Origin of the sequence: Pseudomonas eucalypticola (genome assembly GCF_013374995.1) — a bacterium.
In the GTDB taxonomy this organism is placed as follows: Bacteria; Pseudomonadota; Gammaproteobacteria; order Pseudomonadales; family Pseudomonadaceae; genus Aquipseudomonas; species Aquipseudomonas eucalypticola.
Genome location: NZ_CP056030.1, coordinates 4663219 through 4682174, shown reverse-complemented (window position 1 = coordinate 4682174; position 18956 = coordinate 4663219). Strand labels below are relative to the sequence as shown.

General features: G+C 65.3%; 16 protein-coding genes. 13 read left to right on the top strand and 3 right to left on the bottom strand.

Features of this window, described 5'->3' with window-relative positions:
• Positions 1 to 93: 93 nt before the first annotated feature.
• A complete protein-coding gene (locus HWQ56_RS20780) occupies positions 94 to 2541 on the bottom strand; it encodes an acyl-CoA dehydrogenase (protein WP_158154285.1) in 2448 nt (815 codons plus the stop codon).
• A gap of 245 nt (positions 2542 to 2786) precedes the next feature.
• Between HWQ56_RS20780 and HWQ56_RS20775 the strand changes: the two genes are divergently transcribed.
• On the top strand, positions 2787 to 3719 hold the full coding sequence (locus HWQ56_RS20775; RefSeq protein ID WP_158154286.1) for an ABC transporter ATP-binding protein: 933 nt from the start codon (positions 2787 to 2789) through the stop codon (positions 3717 to 3719).
• Positions 3716 to 4495, top strand: a complete 780-nt coding sequence (locus tag HWQ56_RS20770; RefSeq protein ID WP_158154287.1) for an ABC transporter permease — start codon at positions 3716 to 3718, stop codon at positions 4493 to 4495. Before HWQ56_RS20775 ends, HWQ56_RS20770 begins: the two co-directional genes overlap by 4 nt.
• Before the next feature lie 66 nt (positions 4496 to 4561).
• Here the strand turns inward: HWQ56_RS20770 and HWQ56_RS20765 are convergent, their stop codons facing one another.
• Positions 4562 to 5083 (bottom strand): DUF2062 domain-containing protein, encoded by a 522-nt coding sequence (locus HWQ56_RS20765; protein WP_176571673.1) that lies wholly within the window; start codon positions 5081 to 5083, stop codon positions 4562 to 4564.
• A 148-nt stretch (positions 5084 to 5231) separates the two neighbouring features.
• On the opposite strand from HWQ56_RS20765, the gene HWQ56_RS20760 reads away from it, so the two are divergent.
• The 9 genes from HWQ56_RS20760 (at position 5232) to HWQ56_RS20720 (ending at position 12630) form a co-directional block, all read left to right on the top strand.
• Positions 5232 to 7457: a DNA internalization-related competence protein ComEC/Rec2 gene (locus HWQ56_RS20760; RefSeq protein ID WP_176571672.1), complete on the top strand. Its 2226-nt coding sequence runs from the start codon at positions 5232 to 5234 to the stop codon at positions 7455 to 7457.
• 62 nt (positions 7458 to 7519) lie between these two features.
• A complete protein-coding gene (locus HWQ56_RS20755) occupies positions 7520 to 8155 on the top strand; it encodes a MotA/TolQ/ExbB proton channel family protein (protein ID WP_176572454.1) in 636 nt (211 codons plus the stop codon).
• A complete protein-coding gene (locus HWQ56_RS20750) occupies positions 8152 to 8577 on the top strand; it encodes an ExbD/TolR family protein (protein ID WP_158154290.1) in 426 nt (141 codons plus the stop codon). The genes HWQ56_RS20755 and HWQ56_RS20750 overlap by 4 nt, the downstream gene beginning before the upstream one ends.
• Positions 8577 to 9578 (top strand): tetraacyldisaccharide 4'-kinase, encoded by a 1002-nt coding sequence (gene lpxK, locus HWQ56_RS20745; RefSeq protein ID WP_176571671.1) that lies wholly within the window; start codon positions 8577 to 8579, stop codon positions 9576 to 9578. Before HWQ56_RS20750 ends, lpxK begins: the two co-directional genes overlap by 1 nt.
• Before the next feature lie 41 nt (positions 9579 to 9619).
• On the top strand, positions 9620 to 9805 hold the full coding sequence (locus HWQ56_RS20740; RefSeq protein ID WP_027977460.1) for a Trm112 family protein: 186 nt from the start codon (positions 9620 to 9622) through the stop codon (positions 9803 to 9805).
• The gene (gene kdsB, locus HWQ56_RS20735; RefSeq protein WP_176571670.1) at positions 9802 to 10566 is read left to right on the top strand and encodes a 3-deoxy-manno-octulosonate cytidylyltransferase; all 765 of its coding nucleotides are present in this window, start codon (positions 9802 to 9804) and stop codon (positions 10564 to 10566) included. Before HWQ56_RS20740 ends, kdsB begins: the two co-directional genes overlap by 4 nt.
• Positions 10566 to 11030, top strand: a complete 465-nt coding sequence (locus HWQ56_RS20730; protein WP_176571669.1) for a low molecular weight protein-tyrosine-phosphatase — start codon at positions 10566 to 10568, stop codon at positions 11028 to 11030. The genes kdsB and HWQ56_RS20730 overlap by 1 nt, the downstream gene beginning before the upstream one ends.
• Positions 11027 to 12046 (top strand): UDP-N-acetylmuramate dehydrogenase, encoded by a 1020-nt coding sequence (gene murB / locus HWQ56_RS20725; RefSeq protein WP_176571668.1) that lies wholly within the window; start codon positions 11027 to 11029, stop codon positions 12044 to 12046. The genes HWQ56_RS20730 and murB overlap by 4 nt, the downstream gene beginning before the upstream one ends.
• An 8-nt stretch (positions 12047 to 12054) precedes the next feature.
• Positions 12055 to 12630, top strand: a complete 576-nt coding sequence (locus HWQ56_RS20720) for a nucleotidyltransferase family protein (protein ID WP_176571667.1) — start codon at positions 12055 to 12057, stop codon at positions 12628 to 12630.
• Between the two features lie 636 nt (positions 12631 to 13266).
• On the opposite strand, the gene rne is transcribed toward HWQ56_RS20720, so the two are convergent.
• The gene (rne, locus tag HWQ56_RS20715) at positions 13267 to 16596 is read right to left on the bottom strand and encodes a ribonuclease E (RefSeq protein ID WP_176571666.1); all 3330 of its coding nucleotides are present in this window, start codon (positions 16594 to 16596) and stop codon (positions 13267 to 13269) included.
• Positions 16597 to 17336: 740 nt separating this feature from the next.
• Between rne and rluC the strand changes: the two genes are divergently transcribed.
• Positions 17337 to 18296: a 23S rRNA pseudouridine(955/2504/2580) synthase RluC gene (gene rluC / locus HWQ56_RS20710; protein WP_158155987.1), complete on the top strand. Its 960-nt coding sequence runs from the start codon at positions 17337 to 17339 to the stop codon at positions 18294 to 18296.
• Entirely contained in the window at positions 18286 to 18948 is a 663-nt protein-coding gene (locus tag HWQ56_RS20705) for an HAD-IA family hydrolase (RefSeq protein ID WP_176572453.1), read from the top strand. Before rluC ends, HWQ56_RS20705 begins: the two co-directional genes overlap by 11 nt.
• Positions 18949 to 18956 lie beyond the last annotated feature (8 nt).

Here is an 18956-nt window from a genome sequence, read left to right as displayed (position 1 = left end):
GGGTCCTCATGAGCAAAACGGGCGCGGGAGTATACGGCGCCCGGTGCTGTGTGTCTCATGCCGATTGCTTGTCAGGCGCACGGCAGGTTCGGCTCAGCGGGTACGGCCTTCAGCCGGTTTCAGTGCTTCCTTGTCGAAATCATCGACATCGATCACCTTGCGCCGGGCGCTTTCAGCCTGGCGCAGGGTCTCTGCTTCGCCTGCTTGCAGTACGCCTGCTTCCAGCCCCGCGTCGATCAGTGTCTGCTCCGGTGCCAGGGTGAACTGGCCTGCCTTGTAGGCGGTGTGCAGTTTTTTCTGCAGCGGGTGGCTGGCCGCGAGCAAGTCGCTGGCGACCTGCAGGGCACCGACGGGGTCGTCCTCGCCCTGGGGGCGGTAGCAGCCGGCCAGCAGTTCTTCCAGCGCCGGGTCGCCTTTGGCGCGGCCGATCACGGCGGCGACTTCGGCGTCCAGGCGGTCGGAAGGGCCCGTGTGGCGGCGGCCGAAGGGGAATACCAGCACCCGTAGCAAGCAACCCAGGACCTGGCTGGGGAAGTTTTTCAGCAGTTCGTCCAGGGCCCGCTCCGCCTGGCCCAGGCTTTCCTCCAGGGCCCAGCGCACCAGTGGCTCCAGGTAATCGGGCGAGTTCAGGTCGTGGTAGCGCTTGAGCGCGGCGGAACCCAGGTACAGGTGGCTGAGCACGTCGCCCAGGCGCGCCGACAGCCGCTCGCGGCGTTTCAGTTCGCCACCCAGCAACATCATGCTCAGGTCGGCCAGCAGGGCGAAGGCGGCGGCCTGGCGGTCGAGGGCGCGGAAGTAGCCTTGGCTGAGGCTGTTGCCCGGGGCCCGTTCGAAGCGGCCCAGGCCCAGGTTGAGCACGAAGGTGCTCGCCGCGTTGCTGATGGCGAAGCCGATATGCTTGAGCAGCAGGGCGTCGAATTCCACCAGGGCCTGGGCTTTGTCTTCCCGGGCGGCCAAGGCCATTTCCTTGAGCACGAAGGGGTGGCAGCGAATGGCGCCCTGGCCGAAGATCATCAGGTTGCGCGAGAGGATGTTGGCGCCTTCCACCGTGATGAAGATCGGCGCGCCTTGCCAGCTGCGGCCCAGGTAGTTGTTGGGGCCCATGATGATGCCCTTGCCGCCGTGCACGTCCATGGCGTGGCTGATGCACTCGCGGCCGCGCTCGGTCAGGTGGTACTTGAGGATGGCCGACAGCACCGAAGGCTTCTCGCCCAGGTCCACGGCGTTGGCGGTGAGCATCCGCGCGGCGTCCATCAGCCAGGCATTGCCGCCGATGCGCGCCATGGCCGCCTGGATGCCCTCGAACGCGGCCAAGGGTACGTTGAACTGCTCGCGCACCTGGGTGTACTGGCCCGTGACCAGGCTGGTGTATTTGGCAGCGCCGGTGCCTACCGCGGGCAGGGAGATGGAGCGGCCTACCGACAGGCAGTTCATCAGCATCATCCAGCCTTTGCCGAGCATGGCCTGGCCGCCGATCAAGTAATCCAGCGGGATGAACACGTCCTTGCCGGAGTTGGGGCCGTTCATGAAAGCGGCGCCCAGTGGCAGGTGGCGGCGGCCGATGGTCACGCCGGGGGTGTCGGTGGGGATCAGCGCCAGGGTGATGCCCAGGTCATCCCGGTCGCCCAGCAGGTGGTCGGGGTCATAGGCCTTGAAGGCCAGCCCCAGCAACGTGGCGATGGGCCCCAGGGTGATATAGCGTTTTTCCCAGTTCAGGCGCAGGCCTATCACTTCCTCGCCCTGCCACTGGCCCTTGCAGATGACCCCGGTGTCGGGCATGGCGCCGGCATCTGAACCCGCCAGCGGCCCGGTCAGGGCGAAGCAGGGGATGTCATCGCCACGGGCCAGGCGCGGCAGGTAATGGTTGCGTTGTTCATCGGTGCCGTAGTGCAGCAGCAGTTCGGCCGGGCCCAGGGAGTTGGGCACCATGACCGTGGACGCCAGGTCGCCGCTGCGGGTGGCCAGTTTCATCGCCACCTGGGAGTGGGCGTAGGCGGAAAAGCCCTTGCCGCCATATTCCTTGGGAATGATGAGGGCGAAGAAGCCGTGTTCCTTTATATGGGCCCATGCTTCGGGCGGCAGGTCCATGTCCTGGCCGATCTGCCAGTCGCTGACCAGGGCGCACAGTGCTTCGGTGGGCCCGTCGATGAACGCCTGTTCTTCTGCGGTCAGCTGTACCTTGGGGTAGGCCAGCAGGGTATTCCAGTCGGGGCGGCCGCTGAACAGTTGGCCGTCCCACCACACGGTGCCGGCGTCGATGGCTTCGCGCTCGGTCTGGGACATGGGCGGCAGGGTGCGCTGGAACCAGTTGAACAGCGGGGCCGTGAACAGCTTGCGGCGCAGGTCTGGCAGCAGCAGTGGAAGGGTCCCGGCGATCAGCAGTACCCAGAAAATGGCCAGCAGCCAGCCCGGCGCATGGCTGAAGATACCCATGGCCAGCAGGTACACGGCGATGATGCCCAGGGCGGGCAGGGGCGCTACGCGCCGATGGGCCAGCCAGGCACTGCCGACGACCAGAACCACGATCCACAACAACAGCATATTCAGTCCTCCATGATGATGGGGCGATGCAGCTTCAGATTAGTGACCCCGGGCGAGCTGGCGAGTTCGCCTGGCCGAAAGTGATCGCGCCTAGTCCCAGGCTGATAAGCAATATCGATACGGACCACTGTACATGTGCGTCTCTTGCTAGCACCATTAGTCAAAACCGCCGCACTTCGGAAGTGCGCGTGGTGTCTTTATTAAAGCTCTTTCCCCTTCTTTCTTTTTCGGTGCATGGTTTATCTATGAGTTCTGCTCTGTCCATTCGGCAGCTGACCAAGACCTACGGCAACGGTTTCCAGGCCCTCAAGGGCATTGACCTGGACGTGGCCGAAGGCGATTTCTTCGCCCTTCTGGGCCCCAACGGGGCCGGCAAGTCCACCACCATCGGCATCCTCTCCACCCTGGTGAACAAGACCGGCGGCACGGTGAATGTCTTCGGCCACGACCTGGACCGCGACCCGGCAGCGCTCAAGCGCTGCATTGGCGTGGTGCCCCAGGAATTCAACTTCAACCAGTTCGAGAAGACCTTCGACATCGTGGTCACCCAGGCCGGTTACTACGGCATCCCGCCGCGCATCGCCAAGGAGCGGGCCGAGCAATACCTGACCCAGTTGGGGCTGTGGGACAAGCGGGACGTACCGTCGCGCTCGCTGTCCGGGGGCATGAAGCGCCGCTTGATGATCGCCCGCGCGCTGATCCATGAGCCGCGCCTGCTGATTCTCGACGAGCCCACCGCCGGCGTGGACATCGAGTTGCGCCGCTCCATGTGGACCTTTCTCACCGAGCTGAACCAGAAAGGCATCACCATCATCCTCACCACCCACTACCTGGAAGAAGCCGAGCAGTTGTGCCGCAACATCGGCATCATCGACCACGGCACCATTGTCGAGAACACCAGCATGCGCAAGCTGCTCGGTACCCTGCATGTGGAAACCTTCCTGCTGGACCTCAAGGCGGACCTGGCCCAGGCGCCGGTGCTGCATGGCTATCCGTGCCGGCTGGTCGACGGCCACACCCTGGAAGTGCAGGTAGACAAGGAAGTCGGCATCACCGCGCTGTTCGGCCAACTGGCGCTGCAGAACATCGAGGTGCTCAGCCTGCGCAACAAAACCAACCGTCTTGAGGAGTTGTTCGTGTCCCTGGTGGAAAAAAACCTGGCGAAGGTGGCCCAATGAGTTTCGAAGTGAAAGCCAACTGGGTCGCGCTGAACACCATCGTCTACCGCGAAGTGCGGCGCTTCATGCGTATCTGGCCGCAGACGCTGCTGCCCCCGGCCATCACCATGGTCCTGTATTTCGTGATCTTCGGTAACCTGATCGGCCGACAGATCGGTGACATGGGTGGCTTCACCTACATGGAATACATCGTGCCTGGGCTGATCATGATGTCAGTGATCACCAACGCCTATGGCAACGTGGTATCAAGCTTCTTCGGCAGCAAGTTCCAGCGCTCCATCGAGGAATTGATGGTGTCGCCCGTGTCGCCGCACATCATTCTGACCGGCTACGTGGTGGGCGGCGTGCTGCGCGGCCTGGCGGTGGGGATCATCGTGACCCTGCTGTCCCTGTTCTTCACCCATTTGCAGGTGCACCACCTGGGCATCACCTTGCTGGTGGTGATCCTGACGGCGACCATCTTCTCGCTGCTGGGCTTCATCAACGCGGTGTTCGCACGCAATTTCGATGATATCTCCATCATCCCGACCTTCGTGCTGACGCCGCTGACCTACCTGGGCGGGGTGTTCTATTCGATTTCCCTGCTGCCGCCCTTCTGGCAGGCCGTGTCGCTGGCCAATCCGGTGCTGCACATGGTCAACGCCTTCCGCTACGGCATCCTCGGTGTGTCGGATATTCGCATCAGCGTGGCCGTGGCGTTCATGCTGGTGGCGACGGTGGTGCTCTATCTGGGGTGTGCCCGCCTGTTGGTCAGTGGCCGCGGCATGCGTAGCTGACGACCCCTTCCCCCGGGGGTGGCAGCAGACCTGGGCGCGGCGTTCCTGACGCGGCCGGGTCCGCTGCTACTGCCCCGAGCGGTGCTGGGTGCGGCGGCGCCACTGGCGCCTCACCCACCAGCGCCAATAGCCTTGGGTCGCCATATAGCCCAGCGCACCCATGACCAGTCCCGTCACCACCGAGCCGAGCAGGAAGGGCTGCCACAGCGTGGCCAACTGGCCGGTGACCCATTCCCATGTCAGGTCATCAGGCAGGCTGCGCGGTGGGGTGCCCAGCAACCAGGCCCCCACCTGGTAGGTCACGAAGAACACCGGCGCCATGGTCAGCGGGTTGGTCAGCCACACCAGCGCGACGGCGATGGGCAGGTTGCCGCGTACCAGGGTCGCCAGTGCGGCTGACACCAGCATTTGCAAGGGGATGGGCAGGAACGCCACGAACAGCCCCACGGCCATGGCCCGCGACACGCCGTGGCGGTTCAGGTGCCAGAGGTAGGGGTCATGCAGCAGGCGGCCGAGGAAGCGTAACGACGGGTGCTGGCGCAGGCGCTCGGGGTCGGGCATGTAGCGTTGGAACAGGCGGCGCGGCATGCAGGTTTCTCGCAGGCAAGCCAAGAGGGCGTAGCCGCAGTATGCCCGGATTGCCTGACAGGCAGGTTCAGACTTTGTGACAAATATTTAGCGGCAGCCCTGACCGTTTACGCTGATGCTGCGCGTTGGAAAACTCAAGGATGAGTCTATGCGCATTGCCTTGCTGGCGCTGGCCATTGGCCTGGTTGCCTTGCGGTTCATGCCCCTGCTGCCGCCAACTCCCTGGCTGGCGGCCATGGCGGCGTTTGGGCTGGCCTGCCTGGGCTGGCGGCGGGCCAGGGCGCCGGGCCTGGTGCTGGTCGGCCTGGCCTGGGCCTGCCTGCACGGGCAGTGGGCGCTGGATGACCGCCTGGCCCCCGAGCTTGATGGCCGCACCCTCTGGCTGGAAGGGCGGGTGGGTAGCCTGCCCGACAATCAGGGCCAGTCGGTACGCTTCGAGCTGACTGATATCGAGAGCGCCCGCTATTCACTGCCTCGCACCGTGCGCCTGTCGTGGTTCAACGGGCCGGCCGTCAGCCGCGGTGAACGCTGGCGCGTGGCCGTGACCCTCAAGCGGCCGAGGGGGGTGGTGAACCCGGCCGGCATGGATATCGAGGCGTGGATGCTCGCCCGGGGTATCGGGGCCAGCGGCAGTGTCAAGGATGGTCAGTTGCTGGTGGCGGCCCCGGGCAGTTGGCGCGATACCCTGCGCCAACGGTTGTTGGCGGTGGACGCCCAGGGCTACCAGGGTGTGCTGGTGGCGCTGGTGCTGGGTGACGGCTCGGCCATCAACCGCGACCAGTGGGCGGTGCTGCAGGCCACCGGTACGGTGCATTTGATGGTGATTTCCGGTACCCACATCGGTCTGTTGGCCGGGCTGGTCTACGGCCTGGTGGCCGGGCTGGCGCGGTGGGGGGCATGGCCGGCCCGCCTGCCGTGGCTACCCTGGGCCTGTGGGCTGGCGTTCGGCGCGGCCCTGGGGTATGGCGCACTGGCCGGTTTCGGGGTGCCGGTACAGCGGGCGTGCATCATGCTGGGGTTGGTGTTGCTGTGGCGCCTGCGGTTTCGTCACCTGGGGGTTGGGCTGCCCTGGCTGGTGGCCCTGAACGCGGTGTTGCTGGTCAATCCGCTGGTCAGTTTGCTACCGGGCTTCTGGCTGTCGTTCGCGGCGGTCGCCGTCCTGATGCTGGTGTTTGCCGGGCGGCTGGGGGCGTGGCGCTGGTGGCGAGGCTGGACGCGCGCCCAGTGGCTGATGGCGGTGGGGTTGTTGCCGGTCTTGCTGGCGCTGGGGCTGCCCATCAGCGTCAGCGGCCCGCTGGCCAACTTGCTGGCGGTGCCTTGGGTGAGCATCGCGGTGTTGCCTGCGGCATTGCTCGGGGCGGCCCTGTTACCCATTCCATGGGTGGGCGAAGCGTTGTTATGGCTGGTCGGTGGGTTGCTGGCGTGGCTGTTCGAGGCATTGACGTGGTTGTCGCTGCAGGCGCCTGCCTGGGTGCCCCCGCGATTACCGCTGTGGTTAGGGTTGCTGGTGCTGGCAGGGACCCTGCTGTTGCTGCTGCCTGCCGGCTTGCCCATGCGCCCATTGGGCTGGCCGTTGGTGCTGCTGGCCGCCTGGCCGCCGCTTTCGACCGTGCCCCATGGGCAAGCACAGGTGACGCAGCTGGATGTAGGCCAGGGGTTGGCGGCGGTGGTACGCACCCGTCACCACACCGTTCTCTATGATGCAGGCCCGCGCACCCCCGGGCAGGACGCGGGTGAGCGGGTGGTGCTGCCCAATCTGCTGGCCATGGGCGTGCGCCGCCTGGACCTGATGCTCATCAGCCACGCCCACCAGGACCATGCCGGTGGTGCGCCAGCGGTGCAGCGTGGGCTGCCGGTCGCCGCCGTATGGGGAGGCGAGGCTGACCAGTTGGCGCCTGGCTTGCAGGCTTCGCAGTGCGAGTCCGGGCGGCAATGGCACTGGGACGGGGTCAGCTTTACGGTGTGGCGCTGGGCCGCTGCCCGCGACAGCAACCCATCGTCGTGCGTATTGCTGGTGGAAGCCCAGGGTGAACGTCTGTTGCTGGGCGGTGACATCGATGCCGCCGCCGAGCGCGCGCTGGTCGCCAGTGGCCTGGACCTGCGCGGCCACTGGTTGCAGTCCCCTCACCATGGCAGCCGTACCTCGTCGTCCCAGCGCTTGCTCGATGCCATGGCCCCACGCGGTGCGCTGATTTCCCGTGGCCATGGCAATGCCTTCGGCCACCCGCATGCGCAGGTGCTGCAGCGCTACCAGGCCAACGGCATGGAAGTGCATGACAATGCCTTGCACGGCGCCCTGCACCTGCGCCTGGGGCGTTTCGACGGCGTGCGCGGCGAGCGTCAACAGCGCCGCTTCTGGCGTGATCCGACATGACGGTCTACGACCCGTTGCCCCCCTATGTTAGAGTGGCGGACTTTTTCGAGGGGGTCGTTACTGTGTGGGAATTGGTCAAATCCGGCGGCTGGATGATGTTGCCGATCATTCTGAGTTCCATCGCTGCCCTGGGCATCACCGCCGAGCGCCTGTGGACTCTGCGTGCCAACCGTGTGACCCCGCCGCATCTGCTGGGCCAGGTGTGGGTCTGGATCCGTGACAAGCAGTTGAACAAGGAAAAGCTCAAGGAACTGCGCGCCGATTCCCCCCTGGGCGAGATCCTCGCCGCTGGCCTGGCCAACTCGCGCCACGGCCGTGAAATCATGAAGGAATGCATCGAGGAAGCGGCTGCCCGCGTCATCCACGAAATGGAGCGCTACATCAGCACCCTCGGTACCATCGCCGCCATGGCGCCGCTGCTGGGCCTGCTGGGCACGGTGCTGGGCATGATCGAGATCTTCAGTTCGTTCATGGGCGCCAACATGGCCACCAACCCCGCTGTGCTGGCCGGGGGTATCTCCAAGGCCCTGGTGACCACGGCCTCGGGCCTGATGGTGGGTATTCCCGCGGTGTTCTTCCACCGCTTCCTGCAGCGCCGCATCGACGAGCTGGTGGTGGGCATGGAACAGGAAGCCATCAAGCTGGTGGAAATGGTGCAGGGTGACCGCGAAGTCGATCTGGCCGAGGACAAAGCGTGAAATTCCGCCGCAAGCAGCGAGAGCAGATCGACATCAACCTGGTGTCGCTGATCGACGTGGTCTTCGTGTTGCTGTTGTTCTTCGTGGTCACCACCACGTTCACCAAGCAGACCCAGCTGCGCGTCGACCTGCCGGAAGCCGTCAGTGGCAGCCCCGAGCAGGATGCGGGCAAGACCGTGGACATCGCCATCAGCGCCGACGGGGTGTATTCGGTGAACAACAAGCTGTTGCCCAAGAGTGACTTGAGCACCCTGATGGATGCCGTGCAGGCCGAGTCGGGTGGCGACAGCAAGCTGCCGCTGTCCATCAGCGCCGATGGCAAGACCCCGCATCAGGCGGTCATCACTGCCATGGACGCCGCCGGCAAGCTGGGCTTCAGCCATCTGAGCATGACCACCGTCGAGGCGCAGGGCGGCAACTGATGGCTTTTTCCGATCGCTTGCTGGCCGCCTGGTACACCGGCCATCCGGCCCTGGCGCTGTTGCGCCCGCTGGAGTGCCTGTACCGCCGCGTGGTGCAGAACAAGCGCCAGCGCTTTGTGCAGGGCCAGGGCACTGTCTACCGTTCCCCCGTGCCACTGGTGGTGGTGGGCAACATCACCGTCGGCGGCACCGGCAAGACCCCGCTGATCCTGTGGCTGGTGGAGCACTGCCGGCGCCAGGGCCTGAAGGTCGGCGTGGTCAGCCGCGGCTACGGCGCCAAGCCGCCGCAGTTGCCGTGGCGGGTGTTGGCCGACCAGGACGCCAGCGTCGCAGGCGATGAACCCTTGCTGATCGTGCAGCGTACCGGCGTGCCCCTGGTCATCGACCCCGACCGCAGCCGCGCGGTGCAGTCCTTGACTGCCGCTGAACCGCTGGACCTTGTTTTCTCCGATGACGGCTTGCAGCATTACCGCCTGGCGCGCGACCTGGAACTGGTGCTGATCGATGCCGCCCGTGGCCTGGGCAACCGTCGTTGCCTGCCGGCCGGGCCGTTGCGCGAGCCGGCCGAGCGCCTGGCGTCGGTGGACGCGGTGCTGTTCAACGGCGCTGCCGGCGACCGCGACGATGGCTATGCCTTCACGCTGCAACCCACGGCGCTGGTCAACGTGCGTACCGGTGAGCGCCGCGGCCTCGACCTTTTCCCCGCAGGCCAGGCCGTGCATGCGGTGGCCGGCATCGGTAACCCGCAACGTTTCTTCAACACGCTGCAGGCGCTACACTGGCGGCCACAGGCCCACGCGTTCGCCGACCACGCTGAGTACAGCCTGGCGGCGCTGACGTTCTCCCCGCCGTTGCCGCTGGTCATGACCGAGAAAGACGCCGTCAAATGCCGCGCTTTCGCCCGTGATGACTGGTGGTACCTGGCGGTCGACGCGCTGCCTTCGCCGGCCTTCGTCGCCTGGTTCGACGGCCGCTTGCCGGGCTTGGTGGCGCGCACCTGACCCTATTGCCTTCACGCTGCACCTTTTGTCAAGGACTTATCATGGACACCAAACTGCTCGATATCCTCGCCTGCCCGATCTGCAAGGGGCCGTTGAAACTCAGCGCGGACAAGACCGAGCTGATCAGCAAGGGTGCTGGCCTGGCCTACCCGATTCGCGATGGCATTCCGGTGATGCTGGAAAGCGAGGCGCGCACCCTGACCGACGAAGAGCGCCTGGATAAATGAGCCAGGCGTTCACTGTTGTCATTCCCGCCCGTTTTTCCTCCACCCGCCTGCCGGGCAAGCCGCTGCAACTGATCGCCGGCAAGCCGATGGTGCAGCACGTCTGGGAACAGGCGCGTAAGAGCGCGGCCCAGCGGGTGGTGGTTGCCACCGACGATGCGCGCATTGTCGAGGCGTGCCAGGCCTTCGGGGCCGAGGTGCTGCTGACCCGTGCCGATCATGAGTCGGGCACTGACCGCCTGGCCGAAGTGGCCCAGGCCCTGGGCCTGGCCGCCGATGCCATCGTGGTCAACGTGCAGGGCGACGAGCCGTTGATTCCGCCGACGGTGATCGACCAGGTGGCCGCCAACCTGGCCGCCCACGCCGAAGCGGGCATGGCCACCCTGGCCGAGCCTATCGAGGACGTCGAGTCACTCTTCAACACCAACGTGGTGAAGGTGGTCACTGACCGCAATGGCCTGGCGCTGACGTTCAGCCGCGCGACGCTGCCGTGGGCGCGTGATCAATTCGCCAACGACCGTGACAGCCTGCCCGCTGGCGTGCCGTTCCGTCGCCACATCGGCATTTACGCGTACCGCGCCGGCTTCCTGCAGGACTTCGTGGCCTGGGGCCCGTGCTGGCTGGAAGAGACCGAGCGCCTGGAGCAATTGCGTGCTCTGTGGCACGGCGTGCGCATTCACGTCGCCGACGCCGTCGAGGCGCCGCCGGCCGGTGTCGACACCCCGCAGGACCTGGAGCGCGTGCGGCGCCTGCTGGAGGCCTGATGCGCGTTTTGTTCGTGTGCCTGGGCAATATCTGCCGTTCGCCTACTGCCGAGGGCGTGTTGCGCCACCAACTGCGCGCAGCTGGCCTGGCCGAGCAGGTGCAGGTGGCGTCGGCCGGCACCGGTGATTGGCACGTGGGCAAGCCGCCCGACAGCCGCACCCGTGCCGCGGCCCTGCGCCGTGGCTACGACCTGTCGGCCCAGCGTGCCCAGCAGGTGAGCGCCGCCGACTTCGGCCGCTATGACCTGATACTGGCCATGGACCACAGCAACCTGGGCAACCTCAAGCGCCTGCAACCTGCCAATGGCCGGGCCGAACTGGATTTATTCCTGCGCCGCTACCACGCCCCGGTCGACGAGGTCCCCGACCCGTACTACGGCGGCGAGCAGGGTTTCGAGCACGTGCTGGACCTGATCGAGCAGGCCTGTGAAGGCCTGGTCAATGAATTGAAGGGGCGGCCATGAGCCTGCACATCCGTGAGCAGGTATCGCTCAAGCCGTTCAACACCTTTGGCATCGACGTCAAGGCACGCTGGTTCGTGGAAGTCGACAGTGACGAGCAGGTGCGTCAGGCATTGGCCTGGGTCCGCGAGCATCAGGTCGTGCTGTTGCCCATCGGTGGTGGCAGCAACCTGCTGCTTACAGGTGACCTGAACGCCTTGGTCATGCGCATGGCCAGTCGGGGTGTACAGGTGCTGAGCGATGATGGTCAGCAGGTGGTGGTCGAGGCACAGGCGGGGGAGCCCTGGCACCCCTTTGTCCTGCAGACGCTGGCCATGGGCTTGGCTGGGCTGGAAAACCTCAGCCTGATTCCCGGCACGGTCGGGGCGGCGCCCATGCAGAACATTGGCGCCTATGGCGTCGAGATCAAGGACGTGTTCGCCGGTCTGACCGCCATGGACCGTCAGAGCGGCGAGTTGCGCGATTTCAGCCTGGCGGACTGCGGCTTCGGTTACCGCGACAGCCTGTTCAAGCGTGAGCCGGGGCGGTGGTTGATCCTGCGTGTGCGCTTCACGCTCATCCGTGCGGTGCAGTTGCACCTGGATTACGGCCCGGTGCGTCAGCGCCTGGCCGAGCAGGGTATCAGTGCGCCGACGCCCAGTGATGTTAGCGCGGCGATCTGCAGTATCCGTCGGGAAAAGCTGCCGGATCCGGCCGAGCTGGGCAATGCTGGCAGCTTCTTCAAGAACCCGGTGGTACCGGCTGCCGTGGCCGAGCAGATCAAGGCCGACCACGCCGACCTGGTGGGTTACCCACAGGCCGACGGGCAGGTGAAGCTGGCCGCTGGCTGGTTGATCGAGCGGGCAGGCTGGAAGGGCTTTCGCGAAGGTGATGCGGGGGTTCATCGTTTGCAGTCACTGGTGCTGGTCAACTACGGCAGCGCCACCGGCCAGCAGTTGCAGGCCCTGGCGGCACGGATTCAGGCTGATATCTTCGCGCGCTTCGGCGTGCACCTGGAGATGGAGCCCAATCTCTACTAGGGGGTGGCATGCAACCGTGCGTGGTGGTGCTGGCAGCAGGGCTGGGTGCGCGGTTTCAGGCGCAGGCGGGGGCAGGGCAGCAGAAGTTGCTGGCCCCTTGCGCGGGGCTCGAGGGTGTCGAGCGGCCGGTGCTCGAGCACACATTGCGCAACCTCGAAGGCCTGTCAGCGCATCGGCTGCTGGTCACCCGTCCTGAGCGCCACGAAATTATCGCATTGGGCCATCAGTATGGTTTCACCGTTGTCCTGGCCCAGTCCCCTGGCCTGGGCGATAGCCTGGCGGCGGGCGTGGCGTTCATGCCTGAAGCGACAGGTTGGCTGGTGGTGTTGGGCGACATGCCCTTCATACGCCCGCAGACGTGTGGTGCGGTGCTATCTCTTCTCGATGATGAATGTATTTGCGTGCCGGTGGCGGGGCAGGGCTACGGCCACCCGGTGGCTTTCGGGCGGGCCTTCGCCGCGCCTTTGATGGCGCTGACCGGTGACCAGGGTGCGCGACGCCTCTTCGCCGGCGCGCACGTCATCGAAGTGCCCGTGGACGACCCTGGCATCTACCGCGACATCGACCTGCCCCAGGACCTGTAGCAGCGGACCCGGCCGCGTCCGGGGCGCTACGGAGCCGCAGGCACACCGCATGATGGCTGACGCGGCCAGGTCCGCTGCTACGGGGGTCATCAGCGCAGCAAAAAAAGGTTCTTCACGGATTGCCGGGAAAGTGGGTGGTGCTTACGAAAATCTTTAGCGGACAAATATGGCGGCCCAGGTGATCTCACAGGCATAACTGGGCCGAAACGGATGTGGGAGTGGGGGGGGCGCCGAGCCCTTGCCCGGGAAGCGCCGTGCGGACGGCGCTCGATCTCAACAGCGACACTACATCATCGCCTGGCGCCTCGTAGCCCTGCTGCAATCCCCAGCCAGGAGCTCCGACGGACATTCTATCGGCCCGCCTTCAACCGCATGAAGGCCACCAAATACCTGTCTTGGCATTTCCTGCGCCCTTGAAATCGAGCGCCGCCCGCGCGGCGCTTCCCGGGCAAGGGCTCGGCGCCCCCCCCACTCCCACATCTGTTTCGGGCCAGTTATGCCTGGGGCATTACCTGGTCCGCTCTGCTTGCTCACTGCGGATCTGTGGTGGTGCCACAACCTTCCCGGGATTCCGTGAAGAACCAAAAAAAAGCCCCCGCTGCATCGCTGCATCGGGGGCTTTTCATTGCTTCAAGATCAGACGAACGGCTTGTGCTCGTGCTGTTCTTCTACGGCGTGCGGCTTGTGCTCAACCGCGGCTTCGGCGGCAGCCGCAGCAGCCGCGGCGGCTTCAGCTTCACGCTTGCGGCGACGCACTTCACGCGGGTCGTTCGGGGCGCGACCATTGCTGGTCAGGACCACGGCCGGTGCTTCGGCGGCTGGCGCTGGCGCTTCTTCAGGCTTGGCTTCAACCACTGGCTCGGCGGCCGGGGCTGCTGGCTCGGCAGCAGGCTCGACCACAGGGGCTGGCGCGGCTTCGACGGCCTCGGCTTTCACCGGCTCAGGCGTTGGCTCCGGCTGGATGTCGACCACGGGGGCGGCCGCTTCCTCGACGGTCTTCGGCGCAGGCGCTTCGAACACAGGGGCGGGTTGCTCGACCACTGGCGCGGCGAACACCTGCGGCTCTGGCTGGGCTTCAACCACCGGGGCTGCTTCAGCGGCCGGGGCAGGCTCAACCAGCGGCTCGATCACCGGCTCGGCGACCTGGGCGGCCTCTACAACCGGGGTCACTTCGACCGGGGCTTCGGCGGCCGGGGTTTCGAACACCGGGGTCACGACCACAGGCTCGTCAGCGACGACTTCGGCGTGAACGGCTGGCGCGGCTTCTTCGGCAGGGGTCGGCGCGGCTTCGGCAACCGGAGCGTCTACTGCTTCAGGAGCGGCAGGTGCGGCTTCCGCGACGCTGGCGTTGGCGCGTTCAGCCTGGGCTGCCGCCTGGGCTTCAGCCGGAGCACTGATCACGGTGCTGGCGACAGCGGCGGTGACCGCCAGGCCGGCAGCCAGTTCGTTGGTCGATGGCTCGCTGCCTTCTTCCTGGCCTTCTTCGCTACCTTCCACGACGTTGCCGTTGGCATCGCGCTGACGCTCGCGACGGTTGCTGCGACGACGCTGGCCGCGGGAGCGACGACGAGGGCGTTCGCCTTCGGCGCCTTCCTGGTTCTCATCCTGCAGCAGTTCTTCATTTGGCAACGCTTCGTCGGCAACGGCGGCGGCTTCAGCTGCTTCGTTCTCTACTTCCGGACGCAGCGTACGTTCGCGTGGAGCACGTTCTTCACGAGGCGCACGCTCTTCGCGTGGGGCGCGTTCTTCACGAGGGGCACGTTCTTCGCGTGGAGCGCGCTCTTCACGAGGCGCACGTTCTTCGCGTGGGGCGCGTTCTTCACGAGGCGCACGTTCTTCGCGTGGAGCGCGTTCTTCACGCGGGGCACGCTCTTCGCGAGGCGCACGTTCCTCACGTGGGGCGCGCTCCGGGCGCTCTTCGCGTACGGCCGGGGCCACGGCGTCCAGCGGCTCGCGCAGTTCGCGAACGGGGCGGTCTTCACGGCTGCGACGGTCTTCACGCGGGGCGCGCGGCTCGCGTGGTGGGCGCGGGGCGCGTTCTTCGCGGGCGGCCGGGGCCTCCTCGCGGGCTTCGCGTGGGGCGCGCTCTTCACGTGGGGCGCGTTCTTCGCGCGGCTTGCGCTCTTCGTCGCGGCGGCCGTTGCGGTTGCGGCTCTGCTGGCGACCGTTGCGACGCTCCTCGTTGCGCTGTGGGCGCTCGGGGGTGGCTGGCTTCTCGACCACGGCAGGCGCTACTGGCTCTTCCTTGGTGGCGAACAGGCTGACCAGCGACTTCACCAGGCCTTTGAACAGGCTTGGCTCAGGCACGACCGGGGCAGGTGCAGGCGCGGCAACCGGGGCGGCGGCTACTTCCACCGGGACCGGGGCGTTGGCGCGGGCCGGGGCCGTCTTCACGGCTGCTTCCTGGCGAACCAGGGTGCGAGTGGCGGCGACAGGTTGGGCTTCTTCGGCTTCGGCCGCGGCGATCTCGTAGCTCGACTGGTTGGTCTGGGCTTCAGGGCTGTCGTCACGCAGGCGCTGCACTTCGAAGTGCGGCGTTTCCAGGTGGTCGTTCGGCAGAATGACGATGCGAGCACGGGTGCGCAGTTCGATCTTGGTGATCGAGTTGCGTTTCTCGTTCAGCAGGAAGGCCGCGACCGGAATCGGCACCTGGGCGCGAACCTCGGCGGTACGGTCCTTCAGGGCTTCTTCTTCGATCAGGCGCAGGATGGCCAGCGACAGGGACTCCACGTCACGGATGATGCCGGTACCGCTGCAGCGCGGGCAGACGATGCCGCTGCTTTCGCCCAGCGAAGGACGCAGGCGCTGACGGGACATTTCCAGCAGGCCGAAGCGCGAAATGCGGCCGATCTGCACGCGGGCACGGTCGGCTTCCAGGCATTCGCGGACACGTTCTTCCACGGCGCGCTGGTTCTTGGCCGGGGTCATGTCGATGAAGTCGATGACGATCAAGCCGCCGATGTCACGCAGGCGCAGCTGGCGGGCGATTTCCTCGGCCGCTTCCAGGTTGGTCTGCAGGGCGGTTTCCTCGATGTCGCTACCTTTGGTGGCGCGCGCCGAGTTGATGTCGATGGACACCAGGGCTTCAGTCGGGTCGATGACGATCGAGCCGCCGGACGGCAGTTCGACCACGCGCTGGAAGGCGGTCTCGATCTGGCTTTCGATCTGGAAACGGTTGAACAGCGGCACGCTGTCTTCGTACAGCTTGATCTTGCTGGCGTACTGCGGCATCACCTGGCGGATGAAGGTCAGGGCTTCTTCCTGGGCTTCGATGCTGTCGATCAGCACTTCGCCGATGTCCTGGCGCAGGTAGTCGCGGATGGCGCGGATGATCACGTTGCTTTCCTGGTAGATCAGGAAAGGCGCGGAACGGTCCAGGGAAGCTTCCTTGATCGCGGTCCACAGTTGCAGCAGGTAGTCCAGGTCCCACTGCATCTCTTCGCTGCTGCGGCCCAGGCCCGCGGTGCGAACGATCAGGCCCATGTCGGCCGGGGCGACCAGGCCGTTCAGCGCTTCACGCAATTCGTTGCGCTCTTCGCCTTCGATGCGGCGCGAGATGCCGCCGGCGCGAGGGTTGTTGGGCATCAGCACCAGGTAACGGCCGGCCAGACTGATGAAGGTGGTCAGGGCTGCGCCCTTGTTGCCACGTTCTTCTTTCTCGACCTGGACGATGACTTCCTGGCCTTCGCTCAGGACGTCCTTGATGTTGACGCGGCCTTCAGGCGATTTCTTGAAGTATTCGCGGGAGATTTCTTTGAGTGGCAGGAAGCCATGGCGCTCGGAGCCAAAGTCGACGAAGGCCGCTTCCAGGCTGGGTTCGATGCGAGTGATGCGGCCTTTGTAGATATTGGCCTTCTTCTGCTCGCGTGCACCGGACTCGATGTCCAGGTCGTAGAGGCGCTGGCCGTCTACCAGGGCAACACGCAACTCTTCGGGTTGAGTTGCGTTAATCAGCATTCTTTTCATGTAGTACCGTCGGTTTCCGGGCTGCCGGAAACGGCGTTCGGCACACACGACTTCTCACGGTCGGTGTCAGGTGCGTCAGCGGTGGCGGGGCCACTGCAGTGTCCAGCGAGGTTCATCCAACGGGGATGAAGTCGCGACGACGCTTCCTGCTTGCTGTGGTGTCAAAAGCACTCAGTCAGGAGGAGGAATCAATTGTCCTGCGTGGACGCCCGTAAGCGTCTTGATCAAGCCCTGGTCGTGTCGTGAGGCGCCTGTGGCAGTTCTCGACATGACGCGGTGCTACACGGTCCGACGATTGTGCATCTCCACCCTACACGTATCCCTGATAATTCGGGTGCTGCCGCGCGCTGAATCCGCAACGGGTTGGCATTTATCGCAAGTGCCGACAGGGCGCTTGCGCATTTATGGCTAAGGCTTTGTATTTCCGAAGCATTCGCCGGTACCGAGTGACAACGACCGCGATGGATGGGAGTGGCATCGAAAAAAAACTGAAAATGAGTGCAAAAACACCGCTCTTTTTGGCTTTCTCTCGGTCTTCTCACATCTGCGCCGGTTACGTTGCATACCACCCCGTAATCAAGCGAAAACCCCGTCGGACGGCCTCGCGTCCTCATGAATTGCGTAGGCAAGGGCCGGTCTACTACCGCATATCCGCTTGCCCGCCACTTTTGGCGGCGTTCGCGACTATAGCAGCAATCATTAAGTGCTTCAAATCCATAAAAAATTGTTATTATGGGGAAATGACGACTACAACCCCTCCAACCTCCGGCGTCCAGCTGCTCGAGGTTGCGCCGGAATATGCCGGCCAACGCATCGACAATTTCCTCATCACCGCGCTCAAGGGTGTGCCTAAAACCTTGGTCTACCGCATTCTCCGCAAGGGTGAAGTGCGGGTGAACAAGGGGCGGATCAAGCCCGAATACAAGCTGCAGGCCGGGGACATCGTCCGTATTCCACCCGTGCGCCTGCCCGAGCGCGACGAGCCCGTGCCGCTCGCCCAGGGGCTGTTGCAGCGCCTGGAAGCCTCGATCGTGTTCGAAGACAAGGCGCTGCTGGTGATCAACAAGCCGGCCGGCATTGCCGTGCACGGTGGCAGTGGCCTCAATTACGGGGTCATCGAGGCGTTCCGTCAGTTGCGCCCCGATGCCAAGGAATTGGAGTTGGTGCACCGGCTCGACCGCGACACGTCTGGCCTGCTGATGATCGCCAAGAAGCGCAGCATGCTGCGCCACCTGCACGCGGCCCTGCGTGGCGACGGCGTGGACAAGCGCTACATGGCGCTGGTGCGCGGCCATTGGGCCACCGCCCGCAAGCAGGTCAACGCCCCGCTGCAGAAGAGCAACCTGCGTTCGGGCGAGCGCATGGTCGAGATTGATGAAGAAGGCAAGGAAGCCCTGACCCTGTTCAAGGTGCTGCGCCGCTTCGGCGATTTCGCCACCATGGTCGAGGCGCGGCCGATCACCGGTCGTACCCACCAGATCCGTGTGCATGCCCTGCATGCCGGCCATAGCATCGCCGGCGACAGCAAATACGGCGATGAGGATTTCAGTCGCGAAATCCGCGAGCTGGGTGGCAAGCGCCTGTTCCTGCACGCCTACCAACTGACCGTGCCGCTGCCCGATGGCGGTGCGCTGAAGCTCGAAGCGCCCGTGGACGAGATGTGGGCCAAGACCGTGGAGCGCCTTGCCAGTGCACCCTGACTATGACCTGCTGATCTTCGACTGGGACGGCACTCTGGCCGATTCCATCGGTCGGATCGTCGAGGCCATGAAAGTGGCGGCACGCACGGCCGGTTATGTGGAGCGCGATGACGAGGCGATCAAGGGCATCATTGGCCTGGCGTTGCCCGAAGCCATCCTGACCTTGTATCCGCAGCTCAGCGATGCGCAGGTGGTGGAGTTCCGCCAGCACTATGCTGACTGCTACATGGCCATGGATAGCGAGCCGTCGCCGCTGTTTCCGGGCGTCGCCGAGTCGCTGGCGGCCTTTCGGGCGGCCGGTTACCGCCTGGCGGTGGCCACCGGCAAGGCGCGTCGCGGCTTGGATCGGGTGCTCAAGGCGCATGGGTGGGAGGCCTATTTCGACATCACCCGTGCCGCTGACGAAACCCGCAGCAAGCCGCACCCGCTGATGCTCGAGGAGATCCTTGCCCATTGCCAGGTGCCGCGCGAACGCGCCCTGATGGTGGGGGATGCGTCGTTCGACCTGCTGATGGCGCGCAGCGCCGGCATTGATGCCGTGGCCGTGGGTTATGGTGCCATGCCGCTGGACAGTCTGCTGGTGCATGAGCCGGTGCTGGCCATCGAACGCTTCACCCAATTGCATGCCTGGCTGACAGGCGCGACGACCTGACTTTTCCA

Coding starts and splice junctions, on each gene's coding strand:
- HWQ56_RS20780 (WP_158154285.1), bottom strand. CDS start 2,541: ATGCTGTTGTTGTGGATCGTGGTTCTGGTCGTCGGCAGTGCCTGGCTG.
- HWQ56_RS20775 (WP_158154286.1), top strand. CDS start 2,787: ATGAGTTCTGCTCTGTCCATTCGGCAGCTGACCAAGACCTACGGCAAC.
- HWQ56_RS20770 (WP_158154287.1), top strand. CDS start 3,716: ATGAGTTTCGAAGTGAAAGCCAACTGGGTCGCGCTGAACACCATCGTC.
- HWQ56_RS20765 (WP_176571673.1), bottom strand. CDS start 5,083: ATGCCGCGCCGCCTGTTCCAACGCTACATGCCCGACCCCGAGCGCCTG.
- HWQ56_RS20760 (WP_176571672.1), top strand. CDS start 5,232: ATGCGCATTGCCTTGCTGGCGCTGGCCATTGGCCTGGTTGCCTTGCGG.
- lpxK (WP_176571671.1), top strand. CDS start 8,577: ATGGCTTTTTCCGATCGCTTGCTGGCCGCCTGGTACACCGGCCATCCG.
- HWQ56_RS20740 (WP_027977460.1), top strand. CDS start 9,620: ATGGACACCAAACTGCTCGATATCCTCGCCTGCCCGATCTGCAAGGGG.
- kdsB (WP_176571670.1), top strand. CDS start 9,802: ATGAGCCAGGCGTTCACTGTTGTCATTCCCGCCCGTTTTTCCTCCACC.
- HWQ56_RS20730 (WP_176571669.1), top strand. CDS start 10,566: ATGCGCGTTTTGTTCGTGTGCCTGGGCAATATCTGCCGTTCGCCTACT.
- murB (WP_176571668.1), top strand. CDS start 11,027: ATGAGCCTGCACATCCGTGAGCAGGTATCGCTCAAGCCGTTCAACACC.
- HWQ56_RS20720 (WP_176571667.1), top strand. CDS start 12,055: ATGCAACCGTGCGTGGTGGTGCTGGCAGCAGGGCTGGGTGCGCGGTTT.
- rne (WP_176571666.1), bottom strand. CDS start 16,596: ATGAAAAGAATGCTGATTAACGCAACTCAACCCGAAGAGTTGCGTGTT.
- rluC (WP_158155987.1), top strand. CDS start 17,337: ATGACGACTACAACCCCTCCAACCTCCGGCGTCCAGCTGCTCGAGGTT.